15 protein-coding genes are annotated in these 16,048 nt (G+C 67.0%); 8 read left to right on the top strand and 7 right to left on the bottom strand.

Going from position 1 to position 16,048, the window contains the following annotated elements; all coding sequences use genetic code 11:
- Positions 1-27: 27 nt before the first annotated feature.
- Positions 28-498 (top strand): hypothetical protein, encoded by a 471-nt coding sequence (locus tag AC0HI0_RS03015; protein ID WP_480930690.1) that lies wholly within the window; start codon positions 28-30, stop codon positions 496-498.
- Between the two features lie 453 nt (positions 499-951).
- Here the strand turns inward: AC0HI0_RS03015 and AC0HI0_RS03020 are convergent, their stop codons facing one another.
- Together AC0HI0_RS03020 and AC0HI0_RS03025 are read right to left on the bottom strand one after the other, a co-directional pair.
- Positions 952-2,031 (bottom strand): IS630 family transposase, encoded by a 1,080-nt coding sequence (locus tag AC0HI0_RS03020; RefSeq protein WP_480930691.1) that lies wholly within the window; start codon positions 2,029-2,031, stop codon positions 952-954.
- A 244-nt stretch (positions 2,032-2,275) separates the two neighbouring features.
- Positions 2,276-3,535: an IS701 family transposase gene (locus AC0HI0_RS03025; RefSeq protein WP_480930692.1), complete on the bottom strand. Its 1,260-nt coding sequence runs from the start codon at positions 3,533-3,535 to the stop codon at positions 2,276-2,278.
- A 219-nt stretch (positions 3,536-3,754) separates the two neighbouring features.
- On the opposite strand from AC0HI0_RS03025, the gene AC0HI0_RS03030 reads away from it, so the two are divergent.
- Positions 3,755-4,285, top strand: a complete 531-nt coding sequence (locus AC0HI0_RS03030) for an RICIN domain-containing protein (RefSeq protein WP_480930693.1) — start codon at positions 3,755-3,757, stop codon at positions 4,283-4,285.
- 159 nt (positions 4,286-4,444) lie between these two features.
- On the opposite strand, the gene AC0HI0_RS03035 is transcribed toward AC0HI0_RS03030, so the two are convergent.
- The gene (locus AC0HI0_RS03035) at positions 4,445-5,326 is read right to left on the bottom strand and encodes a hypothetical protein (protein ID WP_480930694.1); all 882 of its coding nucleotides are present in this window, start codon (positions 5,324-5,326) and stop codon (positions 4,445-4,447) included.
- Between the two features lie 365 nt (positions 5,327-5,691).
- Here AC0HI0_RS03035 and AC0HI0_RS03040 point away from each other — a divergent pair, with 365 nt between their 5' ends.
- The 4 genes from AC0HI0_RS03040 to AC0HI0_RS03055 all read left to right on the top strand — a co-directional run bounded on the left by AC0HI0_RS03040 (position 5,692) and on the right by AC0HI0_RS03055 (position 10,282).
- Positions 5,692-6,474, top strand: coding sequence for a hypothetical protein (locus AC0HI0_RS03040; protein WP_480930695.1), 783 nt, complete (start codon positions 5,692-5,694; stop codon positions 6,472-6,474).
- Positions 6,475-7,713: 1,239 nt separating this feature from the next.
- The gene (locus AC0HI0_RS03045) at positions 7,714-8,295 is read left to right on the top strand and encodes a hypothetical protein (RefSeq protein WP_480930696.1); all 582 of its coding nucleotides are present in this window, start codon (positions 7,714-7,716) and stop codon (positions 8,293-8,295) included.
- Complete coding sequence (locus AC0HI0_RS03050; RefSeq protein WP_480930697.1) at positions 8,292-9,062, top strand: phosphotransferase; 771 nt, start codon at positions 8,292-8,294, stop codon at positions 9,060-9,062. The genes AC0HI0_RS03045 and AC0HI0_RS03050 overlap by 4 nt, the downstream gene beginning before the upstream one ends.
- Before the next feature lie 2 nt (positions 9,063-9,064).
- Positions 9,065-10,282, top strand: a complete 1,218-nt coding sequence (locus tag AC0HI0_RS03055; protein WP_480930698.1) for a glycosyltransferase family 4 protein — start codon at positions 9,065-9,067, stop codon at positions 10,280-10,282.
- A gap of 233 nt (positions 10,283-10,515) precedes the next feature.
- On the opposite strand, the gene AC0HI0_RS03060 is transcribed toward AC0HI0_RS03055, so the two are convergent.
- On the bottom strand, positions 10,516-10,896 hold the full coding sequence (locus AC0HI0_RS03060) for an integrase core domain-containing protein (RefSeq protein ID WP_480930699.1): 381 nt from the start codon (positions 10,894-10,896) through the stop codon (positions 10,516-10,518).
- A 1,352-nt stretch (positions 10,897-12,248) separates the two neighbouring features.
- Between AC0HI0_RS03060 and AC0HI0_RS03065 the strand changes: the two genes are divergently transcribed.
- A complete protein-coding gene (locus tag AC0HI0_RS03065; protein WP_480930700.1) occupies positions 12,249-12,542 on the top strand; it encodes a cell division protein SepF in 294 nt (97 codons plus the stop codon).
- Between the two features lie 6 nt (positions 12,543-12,548).
- Positions 12,549-13,457, top strand: coding sequence for a DUF4231 domain-containing protein (locus tag AC0HI0_RS03070; RefSeq protein WP_480930701.1), 909 nt, complete (start codon positions 12,549-12,551; stop codon positions 13,455-13,457).
- A 510-nt stretch (positions 13,458-13,967) separates the two neighbouring features.
- On the opposite strand, the gene AC0HI0_RS03075 is transcribed toward AC0HI0_RS03070, so the two are convergent.
- Genes AC0HI0_RS03075 through AC0HI0_RS03085 form a run of 3 tightly spaced genes read right to left on the bottom strand, consistent with a single transcriptional unit; the run spans position 13,968 to position 15,946 of the window.
- Positions 13,968-15,038, bottom strand: a complete 1,071-nt coding sequence (locus AC0HI0_RS03075) for a tyrosine-type recombinase/integrase (RefSeq protein WP_480930702.1) — start codon at positions 15,036-15,038, stop codon at positions 13,968-13,970.
- 41 nt (positions 15,039-15,079) lie between these two features.
- Entirely contained in the window at positions 15,080-15,370 is a 291-nt protein-coding gene (locus AC0HI0_RS03080) for a helix-turn-helix domain-containing protein (protein WP_480930703.1), read from the bottom strand.
- 27 nt (positions 15,371-15,397) lie between these two features.
- Positions 15,398-15,946: an integrase core domain-containing protein gene (locus AC0HI0_RS03085; protein WP_480930704.1), complete on the bottom strand. Its 549-nt coding sequence runs from the start codon at positions 15,944-15,946 to the stop codon at positions 15,398-15,400.
- Positions 15,947-16,048 lie beyond the last annotated feature (102 nt).

Here is a 16,048-nt window from a genome sequence, read left to right on the forward strand (position 1 = left end):
TTTCTGCTAGCCATTCTCATGATCGAGGTGGGCAAGTCTGAAAGACTCGGTGGGATCGACGACGCGGTACAGTGGATCCAGATCGGTCTTCAGTGGATGGGTCTCTACGAGGGTGTCCTCAAGGACAATCCTCCGTCGATTGGTTGGGGTAACGTGCAGGAAGCGCTCTACGTCGAGACGGCAAGTCGTCACCCGGAACAGTTTGCCGGTACTCGATCGGTCGACATGATCGGAAATGACGCCCTGGCAATAAAGATGACGGCCTACGTGTTGAAGGATCTCCAAGTGGACATCGAGGCCAGCGCTCCGGCTGCTATGAAGCAGAAGTATTCCACGGAGCAGTTGGCCGCAGCTGCGTACAATATCGGTCTCCCCAAACTTAACGAGTCTTACAGTAGAGGAGAGTTGGGTCCGTACGGCAAGAGTTATCATGACGCCATGATGCGGAACTACAAGAAGGCCAATGCGATCTGTGCCGCAGGGCGGTGGTCATGCTGAGAAGGCTGATTTTTGCAGGTATGTCCGTTCTGGTGGTCGTTGCCGGGTGTTCGCCCTCGCCTCAGGACCTGCAAGCTCGCGTCGAGAAGGAAGCTCATTCTCATGTCGTGGTCAAAGCTCATGATCTGGTCGAGTCGCATTACGCCAAGGCTGCTGTAAGCGTCTACGTAGGCTCTCGGGTGGATGACCCGACGCCATTGGTCTCGGTGCCTGGGGGAGAGTTCGGGAAGCCTCAGTATAGTTTGTCCAACGAAGTATTCGAGAATCTTTCGGAAGCGGTTTTCACCGAAGGGGCCGGGCGACAGTGTCGGGCCTATGTCAGCAGGCTGCGGAGCGGGCGAGAGCCGCAAGACGATTGGAAGTTGTCCCCCGAGCAGCGAGCGTCGATCCGGAACGGCGCTCTCGAAATTCTCAAGATCACAACTACGTGTGCAGGGGGAGACTAGTGCCATGTCACGCAACCTTGGTCGGGTAATGGGTCCAGGTGCGGATGGGTGAGTCGGTGGCGAAGCCGGTCTTGGGCTGGGCTCGGGCGTTGCGCCAGCGGACGAACGAGCCGATGGCGGCGTTCTGTTCGGCGTGGGTGAGGTGGTCGGTGCCGTTGAGGGCGAAGTAGCGCAGGGCGGCGAACTCGGCCTCGATCCAGTTCAGCCAGGAACTGTAGGTCGGCAGGAACACCAGCTCGGCGTCGTGGTCGGTCGCCCAGTCGCGGACGTCGGGGTGCCGGTGCGGGGAGAAGTTGTCCATGACCAGGTGGAGCCGCTGGTCGGGCCACCGGGCGCGCAGGGTCTTGAGCAGGTCGAGGAACTCGCGGTGGCGTTTGCGGCGTCGGATCCGGTAGTGGATCTTTCCGGTGGTCAGGTCGAGTGCGGCGAGCATGTGCATCACGCCATGGCGACGGTTGTAGGTCGCCCGTAATCGGCGCGGCGACCCGGCAGGTCGCCAGGCTTTGCCCTTGCGCGGCATGAGGTTGAGCGGCCCGAACTCGTCGACGCAGATCACCCGCCCGTCGCCGGGCGGATGGTCGTAGAGGTCGAGGATGCGGTGCATCTTCGCAAGGAAGTCCGGGTCGGTGGACGCCTTCCAGGTCGTGGTGGTCTGCCAGGAGACGCCCGCGTCGCGCGGGATGCGCCGCAGCGTCTCCCGACTGACCGCGGCCACGGTGCCGCGGTCGAGCAGATGGTCGCGCAGCTTGGACAACGACCAGGTCGAGAACGCGGTGATGCCCCAGTCGGCGGGCGCAGTGCGGGCGATCAGACAGATCCGTTCACGGATCGCCTCACCGATCGTCCGACCCCGCCCGCCGCTCCATTTTGGGTCCAGCGCCGCGAACCCCCGCTCGTTGAACGCGTGGATCACGTCACGCACGTAGTCCTCGCTCACCTGCATCAACGAGGTGATGTCCCGCACCGCCTGGCCCTGACCGGACATCAGCACCACGATCGCCCGCCGCAACCGCACCGGATCCTTCGCGGTCCTGGTGACCCGTTGAAGCTTCCGGCCCTCCTCCATCGACAACGGCCTCACGAACACGCTCGGACGACGAGCCACAACCACCTCCCGCACTCGACACGCGGGACCAGCCTCGCCGATCAACCCAACCGCTCGATTACCGGGTCAACCCTCCAAGACGCGCCACTAGTAGGGCTTTGTTAGGTGCTGTTGACCTGTGGTTTCTGTGGGTTGGTTGTGGCCTGGACGGGTTGTCTGCAGGTGTGGCAGATGCCGGTCCAGGCAGTGAGTAAGGCTTGGAGTTGGCGCAGGACGGCGTAGAGGGTCAGGCCTGCGCAGGGGCTTGTGGGGTGCGACGGAGCTTGGTGCAGATGGCCTGGGCGACGGAGGCGAGGGTGACGTGGCGGTGCCAGCCCAGCCAGGAGCGGCCTTCGAAGTGGTCCAGACCGAGACCGTCTTTGAGTTCGCGGTGGTCGTGTTCGATCCGCCGGCGGATCTTGGCGATCCTGACCATGTCCCGTAGGCGGATGTCGGAGGGCAGGGTCGAGAGCCAGTAGTCGGTGGGTTCGGGTTCGCCGGTGGGCCATTCGGCCAGGAGCCAGCACTCGGGCAGGCTGCCGTCGGCGGCGCGCGGGATGTTTCGGTTGGCCGGGCGCACCCGCAGCGCCAGGAAACGCGAGCGCATGGTCGCGGTCGGGTTGCCGGCGCTCTTGCGGGAGCCGTGGCGCCAGAGGACGAACCGCCCGGCCGAGCGCCCGGCCTCGGTCGCGAGGGTCTTGGCGGTGATGGGCTTGTCCGGGTAGGTCGTCTTCGTCGGTGGGCGGCCGGTGCCCGACCAGGTCGCCGGAACCGGGACCGACGAGGCCGGGTGCAGGCTGGTGGAGGCCGAGACCGCCAGCGCGTAGGTCAGGCCGCGGTCGGTCAGCCCTTGGCGGAAGGCGGTGTTGTCGCCGTAGGCGGCGTCGGCCACCACCGGTCGCCGGGGCATGCCCCAGGCCAGCAGCTCGTCGACCATGTCCAGTGCCAGGCGCCACTTCTCCCGGTGCCGCACCTTGTCGGGGATCGCGCAGCGGGCCCGCTTGCGGGCGATCTCCGCCGCGGCCTGGTCGTCGTCGGTCTTGTGGTCGTCCCAGGACTCGGGCAGGAACAGCCGCCAGTCCACCGCCGCCGAGGTCCAGTCGGTGACCGCGTGCACGCTGACCCCGACCTGGCAGTTGCCCCGCTTGCCCAACGCCCCGCAGTACATCCGCGCCACCCCGGGCGAGGAAGTGCCGTCCTTGGGGAAGCCGGTGTCGTCGATCGCCAACGCGTCAGGATCGACGAACCCCGCCGCCCACACCGCCAACCGCCGCCGGACCTCGACATGGTCCCAGGTCGAGTTCGTGACGAACTGCTGCAACTGCTGATGATCCAAGCCCAGGCGCTCGGCCATGGGCTGCATGGACTTGCGCCTGCCATCCAGCAGCAGCCCACGCAGATACAGCTCACCCTTCCCGCGCTGGTCACGACGGGCGAACCCGCCGAACACCTCCGCGGCGAACCCCTCGATCACCGGCCGCACCTCGGCCGTCTCCTCCGGCGTCACCACCGCAGAAGATCACACCGCCCACACATCCCATCACTCGACCTAACAAAGCCCTATTAGAAGTCGAGTTCCAACGGCTGATCCACACCAGTTGCCCGTCTGCTCGTGCCGATGAGCGGACGGGCAGCGCGGCCGAGCATGCCCAGGGCTTGCGAGCAGGTGCGATGTCTACACCTCGGCGCTGAAACGAAGTGGCCGGTAGTAGTCGATAGAGCGGACATGGCCACGGTGAAACTCGAGCTACGTCTGCCCGGTCTGGTGATCGGCGTGGACGATATTCGGACTGTCTTCAGGCGCAGAGACAAGGTGAGCGGTCCTTACCTGATCATCAACAGGGCATGTGGCTTCGCGCTCGACACCGCCTTCGGCACTGAGCCAGGGACCGGGGCCACAGTATGGTCGCCACACGGCCAGCAGCACCAACTCTGGCAGCTCAAGCCAAGCGGCACCGCTGGTGAAGTGCTGATCGTGTCCCTGGCCAACGCGCTCGCGCTGGACTCAACTGTCCCAACTTCGGGAGACATTCACCCGGTTATGTGGGAAGTCCATCGCGAACCGTGGCAACGGTGGCGGCTGGAGGACAGCCCAGATGGAGTCGGCTACCTCATCCAATCCGCCCACAGTCGACGGTTCCTCACGATCAACGAGGATGCTGAGCGCGGGTGGCAACCGTGGTTCGAGGATCGCCACGCGCGTCAGTCGCAGCAGTGGCTGCTGACGTTGCCTCATGGACGAGGGGCTGCTTCATGAATTGACCGGAACGACCTGTCACACCGTGAAGCGCGACTACTCGGACCTGCACGACCACACGACACGCCCGAGCCGATGTTCCGCGAAAGTCCTCGTAGTTACTCTAGGTAGTCTCGCCGCTTTCGAACTGGACACGGATCTGCTCCAAGATCATTTCGGTTAAGCAGGTGTGTTCGTGTTTGCAGGGGGTGCCGTAGGGGCGTCCGCATTCGCCGAGTTCGAGTTTGCGGGTGTGGAAGTGCTGCTGGAACTCCCGCCACTCGTGCTCGGTGGGTTCGCGGTATTCGGCCTCGGGACGCAGGGCGCGTCGGTTGTCGAGGAAGGTCCGGTAGGAGCGGACGAGTTCGTCGTCGAAGATCGCGGTGTAGGCCTGGGTGGTGGTGATGTTGGCGTGGCCGAGCAGGCGGGCGACGATGTGCAGGGCAGGCCGCCGGAGACTGCTTCGGTGGCGAACATCCTGCGGAAGTCGTGCGGGGTGCAGTGCAGGGTGCGGCCCGCCTGGTCGGTCAGGCCGGTGCGGGTCAGGGTGCGGGTGAGCCACTTCTGGACGGTCTTCTTGTCGGGCACCTCCCAGCGCCAGCCGACGCGGTGCTGGAACAGGTGCGGCAGGGGCGGCCCGGTCACGCGTTCGTAGGGGTCGTAGCGGGCGGTGGCCGGGACCGTGCCGCCGTTCTCGGCGCGCAGCCGCGTGATGATCGTGGCCAGCACGCTGGCCAGTTCGGGGCCGACCAGCAGCAGGCGTTCGCGGTCGGCCTTGGACGGCACGACCTGGAGCATCGGGACGACCTCGCCGGTGTCGGGCAACCGGTAGGAGACCAGGGCGAGGTGGGTGAGTTCCAGCAGCTCCTCGATCCGGACGCCGGTGTGCCGCAGGACTTCGATCGCGGCCCAGGCCCAGAAAGCCTCGTGCTCGTCCTGCGCGACGTCGGCGACCTCTCCGGAGTCGAGGTCCTCTGCCCGCGTGGGAAGGGTGTCCCCGCTGTAGTAGGGGGTTCCGTACGCGGCCGGTGCGACCCGACGGTACCGCCGCCCGTCGAACACGACCTCGCCCCGAGCCGGGCCTGCCGGACCAGGGCCAGGAACCGGGCAGCGTCGGCCTTCTCCCGTTCTGCCGTCTCCACCAGGACGGGCAGGTGCGGCAGCCGGTCCCGCACCCGCTGGTGCATCTCCGCGGTGCTGCGCCGCCTGGCCTTGGCGTGGCCGACGGTGTCGCTCTTGCGGATGGGGTTCGGAACGCTCCACCGCGCCCAGGAAGGGTCGTCCTGAGCCCATTCCTGCACATCCCGGTAGAAGCAGCGCACCACGACGAACAACCCCCAGCGCTCTTTGCGCGGCCTGGCGCCGGACGCGGCACCGGTCGTGGTCCGCATCCGCTCTTTCCACGCCTCGGCGACCTCGCCGGGCAGGTGCAGACTGTCGATGCCGGGGTGATGCCGCTCGATGTCGGCCCAGAAGCTTCCGGCCAGGCGGGCGGCGAGCTGGACGAGGCTGTTGTAGTCCATCGCCGGTCGGCGTTCGTCGAGGTAGCGGATCAGCACCTCCCGGACGTCGCGGGAGCGGATGCCGTGGCGGTCCACCATCTCTGCGGTGGACTGGCGGCCGTGGCGCACCGCGTCCCTGAGGGTGGCGTGCTCGCCCATGTCGGCCACACCGCACAGCAACGACCACGCCAGCGGCAGGTCGGGGTCCGGACAGCCGCGTCGCCGCGTGGAGTTCGCGCGCAGGGCCAACAGGTTCTCGGCGGTGAGCAGGTCGACGTCGCGGCCGGTGTGCAGCACCATCCTGCTGACCGCGACCAGCGCCAGCCGCACCCGGTGGGGTTCGGCCTTCAGCGCGCGGCCGCGTTCCTCCACCAGCGCGAACAGATCCGGCCTGAACCGCCGCCGGACGTGCGCGAACAGGGAGGTCGCGCGGAAGGAGGCGAGGAAACCGTAGCAGAACTACCTGGCGTGTCGTCCCTTAGTCCGGTCAACGGGCCGGATGGGCGTGACCAGCATCAGCACCGTCAGCAGCCCGACCACGACGGTGAGGACCAGGAGCAGCCGCAGGGTGCCCGGCCAGGTGGCCAGGTGGCGCAGGACCGTCCGGCCGGGGGATTCATCGGGAGCGATCGGCGCGGCGTGCCGGTCGTCGCACACAGGTGTCTCGTCGGCGCACCGACAGGTGTCGCGGCGTTGCCGCCGACCTAATCTCATCTCGCGTCCTCCGAATGATCGATCGGTGAGCGCGGGGTGGCCGGACCTGCTGTGACGAGCACCGGCCGCCCCGCCGGTACCCGGAGACGGCGCGACCGACCGGCCCGTTGCACCGGGTCCGGGATGGTAACGGGCGGCCCCGTGCGGGGCCGCCCGTTGGCGTTGTGCCAGGTACCGGCATTGACGCTAAGGGCGTCGTGACCAGTGACGCAGGGTGCCGGTCGACCGACGGCCCGGAATCCACGGTAAGCGGTCGACGGAGTTCACCCGGCCACCTTGCCGAGCGTTGTTTCCGCTGGTCAGGGTAAATGTGGTAACTCGACGAACGGCCGATGCACCTCCTGCGACTACTGCTACACACGCCGTGCCGATCACCGTCCTGGCCATGCCCGTTCCGGGAGGCAAGCCGCCCGATGCGGTGACACCGACCGGGAGTCGCCACCGCCCGAGGATGCCCGGCCGGTGGTGGTCAGTCGGCGGCGGCGCGGCGTCCGGAGAACGGCTACTGTGCCTGCCCTTGTGTGAACCGCAATTTCACCGGCCCGAGCTCGACCTCGAAGCTCGTGAACCTGGCAGCCAGGACCACGAGCATCGTCACGACCGACAGCGCCGTCAGCAGTCGCAGGGTCCCCTGCCAGGTGGACAGGAGTGCTCCGAGCCACCCGGTGCGGTCCGCGCCTCCCGGCCCGCGGCGGCCTGGTCGTAATCTCATTCGGCGTCCTCCATCACGTGATCGATCGGGACGCGGGGCGGTCGCGCTGCTGTCGAAGGCCACCGACCACCCCGCCCGCCCGACGGTGGGGCGCACGGCCGACCCCGTTGCTGCGGAGCCGGACGATGCCGGCGGGCGCCCCCGCGAGGGGCCGCCCGCCGGTCTCACCACCGAACACGGCGAGACGCTAGAGGGCGGGCACGCCACCACACCCACGTCACGGGTATGGAAGTAATGCGTCAGGCGCATCGATCCCTGCCGACACACCGCCCGGACCGCTGTCGAACCGGCCTTGACCAGCGGATATGCGCACGGTTCATGGCTGGCCGATCAAACGCTTTCGCGAGCAGGAAAAGATGCGAGCCCGCCGGTCGCAACCGGTACGCGGCGGGATGACGTCGACCTGTGGTCGGTGCGCGCGTACGTCGGACCGGGACTCGTGGATCCTGCCGCTGTCTGCGGATGGGGCGGTCGCGGTCGGCAACGAACGGTCCCTCGACGACGTCGAGTCAGTCTCCGCCGTGATCCGGTCTCGGGTCGACAAGCTCCTCGAACCCACCTCCGACCAACTGTGCCCCGGCCGGTGGACCAACCGGTTGCAGTCCTTCGCGGGCACCATCAGCGAGTACGCGCAGGACCTGGGCAAGCTCATGGACGAGCGGGTCGAGATCATGTCCCGCGCCGCGATCATCTCCCCGCCCGACTGGGCGCTGGTCGCGCTGGGCCCGATGCCCGAGGAGGACGACGACCGGCGACTGTGGGCCGCCCGCGCCGGCGCGGTGGGCAGCTACCGGGAGCTGTACGGCATCGACCCGGACGACATGACCATCGGGCCCGCGCCGTCACGCGAGCACGACCCGGTCCGGCACGTCGCCTGGCACCGCGCCTGGGTGGCGATGGGCCGCCCCGAGGACCAGCGCGACGAGCAGACCCTCACCGACGACCAGCTCCGCGACCAGGTCGCGCTGTGGAAGCGCGAACAGGAATGGGCGCCGGTCTACGTCGCCGACCAGTGGCAGCGCAACCTCACCCTGGCCGAGGAGTACCGGCGCGAGTCGGTCACCCGCTGGGCCGACACGGACTGGAAAGCGAGTACCACATGACTGATTGGCAGGAATTCCAGGGCGGCGTGAACTTGGTGCGCCGCAACGGTGACGTGGTGCACCGGCCGGCGTCACCGGCGTCACCGGCGATCCAGCGACTCCTGCAGCACCTGCACGATCACGGGTTCCACGGTGCTCCGGAGGCACGGGGCTTCGACGGCGAGGGCAACGAGATGCTCACCTTTCTCGACGGCGAGGTGCCCGAGGCACTGACACCCGACCTGCGCACGCCCGAACTGCTCGCCGCTGTCGCCACCCTGCTGCGGGGCCTGCACGATGCTAGCGTCACCTTCCAGCCGTACCCCGACGACCCCTGGCTCTTCCCTGCCAGGCAACCGGCCGAGGTCATGTGCCACGGTGACGCCGCCCAGTACAACTGTGTGGTCAAGGACGGCCTGCCGGTCGGCTTCATCGACTTCGACGCCACCCACCCCGGACCTCGGGTCTGGGACGTCGCCTACGCCGTCTACCGGTTCGCGCCGCTGCAGGGCCCGGACAACCCGGAGAGCTTCGGCACCCCGCTGGAGCAGGGGCACCGGGTCGCCGCCTTCTGCCGGGCGTACGGAGCGGAGGTGGGCGTCGAGGTCGTCGATGTCGTCCCCGACCGGTTGCAGGCGCTCATCGACTTCATGCGTGACCAAGCCGCGCAGGGCAACGAGGCGTTCCAGCAGCACATCGCCGAGGGTCACGCCGACCTATACGAGGCAGACATCCGTTACGTACGAGCCCATCGCGACGCCCTGCGTGCCGCCTTCGAGGTAGGCTGACCGTGCCGCACGCATTACTGTTGGCCCCGTGGTTCCCGCCCTCTCCAGGAGGCGCGGAACGATACGCCCACCGCCTTTACGCGCATGCGACGAAGACGGGGTGGACCGTCACCGTGGTCACCGACGGCCACACCCGATCGCTGCGAGAGTCGGCACCCACTTCCGAGGCGGGCGTGCACCGACTCACCCGCTACACCGAGCAATTGCGGGACACCAGGCGCGTCACATGGCGGTCCATGCAGTTCTCGGTGCTGGACGAACTGCAGGGCGTGCTGGACGGGCTCGATTCGATCGACCTGGTGCATGCGAACAGCATCGAGACCGCCGTCCTCGGCCGCATGGTCGCCGATCACCAAGACGTCCCGCTGGTCGTCACCATCCACGAACACGCACCGCAGACCGAGGCGTTCGGCCGTGGCCGGCTGCGACTGGTCTTCGACAGGCTGGCTCCGGACGCGGTCATCGCACCAAGTTCGTTCTACTACAACCGTGCCCGCACCGAAGGCGTTCCACCCGAGCGCATCCACCTGATTCCACACGGTGTCGAGGCGCCTCCCGCCGTAGGCGATCGGCCACCGACCGGCCACGGTCCCGCCTGGGGACTGGACGAGAACACGTGGATCGCCCTGTGCGTCGGCCGGATCTACCGTCCCAAGGGGATACTGGAACTGATCCGAGCGACAGCGATAGCCCTCCCGAGCGCGCCGCACCTGCGCGTGGTCATCGTCGGTCCGGACGGCCCGTCCGAATACGCAAACGCGGCGCGCGAGGAGGTCCGCCGCCTGGGCCTCGACGACATCGTCCTCTTCCACGGCCCCCGCCTGCCGGACGAGATGCCCGGCGTGCTGTCGCGGACGGACGCCATTGTCGCACCGAGCCTCTCGGAGGGCTTCGGCCTGGCCGTGGCCGAGGGCATGGGCCTGAGCAAGCCGGTGATCGCCACAACTGTCGGCGGGCTGGCCGATCTCGTCACCGACGGCGTCAACGGGGAAGTCGTGGCCCCAGGCGACCCGACGTCGCTGGCCGAGGCCCTGATCCGGCTGGCCCTCGACCCCCAGCGCAGTGCCCGGCTCGGTGCGGCAGCCCGCCGCACGATTCTCGAACGGCACCGCGTGGGGGGCATGGTCGCCCGGACCACCGACCTCTACGACTGGCTGATCACGACTCGGGGACAGCGGATCGCCGTGCCGAACAGCGGCACGGCGGACACTTCCGGGTAGTCAGCAGGTCGCGGCCAGCGAGCCGATCGGTCCGCCTGGCAGGTCGTCGGTCGGTCTTGCCCAAGACGGACACCGCGTGGCACCGGTCCGACGCCCGCGTCAGGCGGGAGCTACGGGACGGTCGAGGGTGCCATGTGGTGGCCGAGATGGGTCGGTTCATCCTGGATCCGTCGGTGATCCCTGCGGTCGTTCTCCTGGCGGGCCTGTGCCGCTCGAAAAATCATCGCTGCTGGTCAAGCGGCGTGTCTGTACTCGTTGATCAGACCGCCGAGAACTCGGGTGCGTTGCAGTCTGCGGGTGTTGAGGTTGTGTGCTGCCGGAGGTTGATGTTGGGTCTCGGGTGGTGGTTGGTCGCGGGCTTGGTGGGGTCGGTGGTGGTTGTAGTGGTTCTCGTAGGTCTTGAGGATTTGTCGTGCGTGGGCTTCGCCCATGATCAGGATGTGGTCGAGGAGTTCGCGTCGGATGGTGCCGATGACTTGTTCGCGGTGGGCGTTCGTCCGAGGCGCCTGTGGCGCGCTCTTGATGACGCGTAGGTCGTCCGCCGGGAAGACGGTGTCGAACGCGTGGCCGTACTTGTCGTCGCGGTCGCGGAGCAGGATGCGTGGGGACTCCATGCGCGTTCCGAGGTCGGCGGCGAGGTTGCTGGCCTGCTGGGTCGTCCACTCCCGGGTCGGGTGGAGGTGACGTCGGTGACGTGCATGCGCCCGGTGCCGTGTTCGAGGAACGCCAGTGCGTAGAGCCGCTTGCCGAGCACGGTGTCGAGGTGGAGGAAGCCGCCGCGATGATGACCTGGGCCTGGGCGGTGAGGAACTCCCGCCAGGTCGGGCCATTACGGCGTGGCGCCGGGTCGATGCCCGCGTCGTGCAGGATCCGCCAGACCGTCGAGTAGGCGATGCGGTGGCCGAGTCGGGCCAGTTCACCCTGTATCCGCCGATGACCCCATCGCGGGTTCTCTCTGGCGAGCCATAGCACGACCGTTTTGATCGCGGCTCGGGTGGGCGGCGTCCCGTACGTCGCTGCGCGGTGTGATCCCACTTGCGTGCCACGAGCCTGCGGTGCCTGTGGGGTGTCAAAACTCGGCTATGGGGTCTGACCTGCGTTTATGCTGCTGTTGGTTCGTGCTCGTTGATCAGTCCGCCGAGGACTGGTCGGCGGCGTATCGAGGTGTAGCCCTGCTCTGTGATCGGCTGGTGCGGTCGTGGTGGGGTGAGTTGCAGTGCTTGGTGTGGTCTGCGGTGGTTGTAGTGGGCCGCGTAGTGGTTCAGCACTGTTCTGAGGTGGTGTTGGTTGTCGGTCGGTGGCTTCGCGTCGGATGGTGCCGACGAACCGTTCGGCGTGGCAGTTGGCTCGTGGACACTGTGGTGGGGTCTTCACGACCTGGATGCCTGCGTCGGAGAGGGCGGGCGTCGAATGAGGCGGTGAATTGGCCGGCCCGGTCGCGGATGAGGAACCGGAGGTCGTCTGCCCGGTCTCCGAGGTCCATGAGTAGGTTCCGCTATGTCCTCATCCCGGGCGGTCAGTCATGCGCTTGCTGGGGCAGAAGTACGACGTCGTCGGATTCGGGAGATAGGTGTGTGAGACACCTCGCCGGAGTGGACCGTCGTGCTCCCCTGTCTGACTCGATCCGACATACTGATTGGGGTCGTCCTCGATCGGTTGTCAGGACTTCTTCGTTTAACTGCCCGAGCAGGAGTGGTCGCTCTGCCCTCGATGCTGGCAACCAGCAGTGATTCCACGTGACAGCGCATGTTCGTTGAGGTGTAACGAAGATCGGCTTCACGCACTACGCTCGCGCACTGTGACTTCTCTCGACCTCGCGCTCAGATTCGTCGAGGTTCTGGTCTGGCCGCTGTCGATTCTGGGCGCCCTGTTCGTCGTGGTTCGCGTGGCCGTGCCCCGCGTAACCCCCTCGACGCCACCACCGCCGCGACCGATGGTCCGTCACGCGGGCGGCTCCGTCGCCTCCGTGATCACGGAGGTCGAGGCGCTGACCGGTCGAGGCGGTGGACCACCCGCTGACGCCACCGTGCACCTGGGCGAAACGATCCGGCTCACGCCGACCGAGCACCGGGACGCCGAGTGGCAGGTTGTCGAGCACCTGCGCGCGGGCCACGTCGTGATCGTCGACCTCTCCGCGCTGGACGAGGACGCCGCGCCCCGGCTCGTCGAGTTCTGCGGCGGGTTCACGATGGGCGGCGGTGGAACGTTCTTCCAGATCTCCGGCACCGTCGTGCTGCTGGCCCCCAATCGGACGAGGTGATCCCACGTGGCCACGCGCAGCACGCCGGCACAACCCAAGGCGACCCCCGCTGGCGGGGAAGGGGTGCAGCGGCGCGATAAGAGCATTGCCGCCAACGAGGAACTGCTCAAGATCAACCACACGTTGCGGCAACTCGAGAGCGCCGTGCGGATCGCGCGTCGTAGGAGGTTGGCGGCGGGCTGGTCGATCGCCCTCGGTCCACTCACTCTCTTCGTGTTGTACGTGCTGTTCTGGCTGCCGTGGTTCACCTGGGACCAGTTGTGGCCGTATTACGTGGTCTGCGCCCCGGTGGTGCTGGTCTTCGCAGTCGCGGCGATCCGCCTGACTCGGGCACCGGGCGGTCCGGTCGAGTCGTACACCGACGGTTCCCGGCGCAGGCGTCGTGAGTCGGAGCTCGAACTCGAACTTGCCCGGACGCAGGATGTGCGCAAGTTCAAGGTGGCGCACGGGATATACGACTCGAGGACCCGGCGGTTGATCTACAAGGAGGACGCGTACGCCGAGATCGAGAAGCTGCGGGCGGAGAGCCGCAAGTACCGCAACGTCAACAACCTCATGCAGGCGATCCTCATCGTGGGGGCGCTGGGCGCGACAGGGTCGTCGGCGATCGCGGCCGAACTGGAAGCGCTCAGGTGGGTCACGTTCGGCATCTCCATCGCGGTCGGTCTCGCGAGCGGGTTCATGGGCTACTACAAGTACAAGGAGCGCAGCTTCTACCTCCAGCAGACCGCCGACGCGATCGAGCAGGAGTGGGAGGCGTTCGAGGTCGGCGTCGGGCGTTACAAACGCGCGAGCAACGAGGACCAGGCGCTGGAGGACTTCGTAGAAGAGGTCCATCGCCTGAAATCCGAGCAGCGCCAGCGCCAGCAGAACCTCGAGCAGCCACCCGAAGCACGAGGCAGCGGCGAGGCTTGACGGACCGATGCGCAGGGCTTCCTGGCCAGAAAGCGCGGATCGAATCGATCCGGACGACGCACGTGAACAACGGCGACGATGGTCAATTCCAACTCCCGCTTCACGACATGGGCGGATTTTGTTGCCGTGTCGGGCGGAGACTTGTTGCCTGGTGGTGGTTCCCTCCGCATAGGATTGGGTCGGGGATGCCACGTGTTGGCGGGCTGGGGGGCACGTGGGAGCGGGTTGTGGGAGCAGTATGGGAGCCGTTGGACGCGTCGGACGGCGCTGAACCGCGTCCAACGGCTCCCGAGGGTCGTGTATTTCCTGCGGCAATGGCGTTTTCGCTGGTAGAGGGCTTTTGCAGGCTTCATTCACACCGAAGAGGTCACAGGTTCGATCCCTGTATCGCCCACAGTGTGTTTTTGCAGGTCAACGGCTCGTAGACGGTCATCGTCTACGAGCCGTTGATCGTGTGTGGGGGCAAATTGAGGGCACGCGATCTCGACCCCAATTGCTGCCCCGGAGTGTTCACGCCGTATTGCTCCCGTATTGCTCCCATCTCACCTGTAGTCCTTGCAGCATGGTGTCGATCATGGGTCGGGTGACGTGGGAGTAGACGCCCATGACGCCGCGGAACTTGTGGCCGATCCGCTTGTGTTGGAGGACTTCGGGGACGTGGTCCTCGATGAGCCAGGTCTTGTGGGTGTGGCGCAGGTCGTGGAAGTGCATGTGGGGCTTGATGGGCGACCTGCCGAGGGTGGTGTCGTCGTGCAGCGCGGGTAGCCAGAACCGGCGGCGGAAGTTGGACCGTCGGTGCAGTCCGCCGTCGACTCCGGTGAACACGAACCGCCTGGCTGGTGTGTCGCAGCGGAGTTCGACGAGCAGTTCGGTCAGGAACTTCGGCAGGTGGACGGTGCGGACGCTGGCCGGGGTCTTGGGCGGTCCGAGTTCGAGTCGGCCGCGCAGCTCGTGCAGGGCGCCGTCCCGTGCGTCGATGCGGATCTCCTGCTTGTCCGCGTCGACCCGATCCCATTGCAGCCCGGCCAGTTCACCCCACCGCATGCCGGTGTACGCGGCTGTGACGACCAGGGCGGCGTTGCCGGGCATCGTCATGCGGCCGGCGATGGCGGTCACCTCGTCGGCGTCGGCGTGCGGCCGTTCGAGTTGGTCGCCGGCGTTGAGCCTTAGCTTGCGGCACGGGTTGGAGCCGATGAGTTCCTCGTCCACCGCCTCGCCCAGGATCATTGACAGCAGCCCGACGACGTCGGCGACACTGCGGTCACTCAACGACCGCCGCAGGGTCTTCGCCCACGCCTTGATCGTCATCCGGGACAGGTCGCCCAACTCGGTGGTGGCGAACCGGGGCAGGATGTGGTTGCGCAGGTGGGAGTCGTAGGTCGCCTCGGTGACACCACTGACATCGTGCGCCTCCACCCACCGGACCACCCACTCGCCGACCGACGTCTGCGCCAGACGCGGATCGACGAACCGGCCCCGCCGCTGGTCGGACTCGATGTCCGCGGCCCGGTCGTCCGCGTCACCGCGTGTCGCGAATCCGGTCTCGGACTGCAGCGAACCGTCCGGAAGTCGATATCGCACCCGGAATCCGTCGCCGTGTTTCTCCACCCAGGCCATTTCGGCTACCGCCTTTCGTAAACGGTTTCCGCCCGTGTCCGGGCGGACGTACAGTGACGCTCGATACGCAAAGAAATGCAACAATCATTTGTTCTGGGAGCGAGTCGCCGGGCGGGGCGGGCGCCCCGGCGGACGATGAGGTCCAGGTCCGTGTCGGAGAAGCGCAGATGCTTGCCCAGGAGAGTGCAGGGAATCCGGCGTTGTCCGGCCATGCGACGAATCCAGGACTCCCGTACCGCCAGCAGGCGCGCGGCCTGGGCCGGGGTGTGCAGCAAGCGGGCCCTGTGGGGTGTCAAAAGTCGGCTATAGGGTCTGGCCTGCGGTTAGGCGGCTGCGTGTTCGTACTCGTTGATCAGGCCGCCGAGGACTGGTCGACGGCGTATTGAGATGTAGTCCGCCTCTGCGATCGGCCGGTCCGGTCGTGGTGGTGCGAGCTGTAGGGCTTGGTGGGGTCGGCGGTGGTTGTAGTGGGTCGCGTAGCGGTCGAGTACCGCTCGCAGGTGGTGTTCGTTGATGATGAGCAGGCGGTCGGTGGCTTCGCGTCGGGCGGTTCCGATGAACCGTTCGGCGTGGGCGTTGGCTCGTGGGCACCGTGGTGGGATCTTCACGACCTGGATGCCCGCGTCGGAGAAGACTGCGTCGAACGAGGCGATGAACTGGCCGGCCCGGTCGCGGATTAGGAGCCGGAAGTCGTCGACCCAGTCACCGAGATCCAGCAATAGGTTGCGTGCTTGTTGCGTGGTCCACGGGCCGTTCGGGTTCGTGGTGGTGTCGAGGATGTGGACATAGCGGGTGGCGACGTCCATTACGAAGAAGACGTAGACGCGCTTGAGGGTGAGGGCGCAGTCGACGTGGAAGAAGTCGCAGGCCAACGTGCTCGCGGCCTGGGCGCGCAGGAATCGTCGCCAGGAGGTGTCGGTGTCGCGGCTGGGGCCTGGGCGGTATCCGCAGGCGCTTGAGCACGCGGCGAACCG

It is taken from the genome of Saccharothrix sp. NBAS 001 (assembly GCF_056640475.1).

Excerpts from the sequence above, each read along its gene's own strand:
- AC0HI0_RS03030 (WP_480930693.1), top strand. The coding sequence starts at position 3,755 with ATGGCCACGGTGAAACTCGAGCTACGTCTGCCCGGTCTGGTGATCGGC.
- AC0HI0_RS03050 (WP_480930697.1), top strand. The coding sequence starts at position 8,292 with ATGACTGATTGGCAGGAATTCCAGGGCGGCGTGAACTTGGTGCGCCGC.
- AC0HI0_RS03060 (WP_480930699.1), bottom strand. The coding sequence starts at position 10,896 with ATGGAGTCCCCACGCATCCTGCTCCGCGACCGCGACGACAAGTACGGC.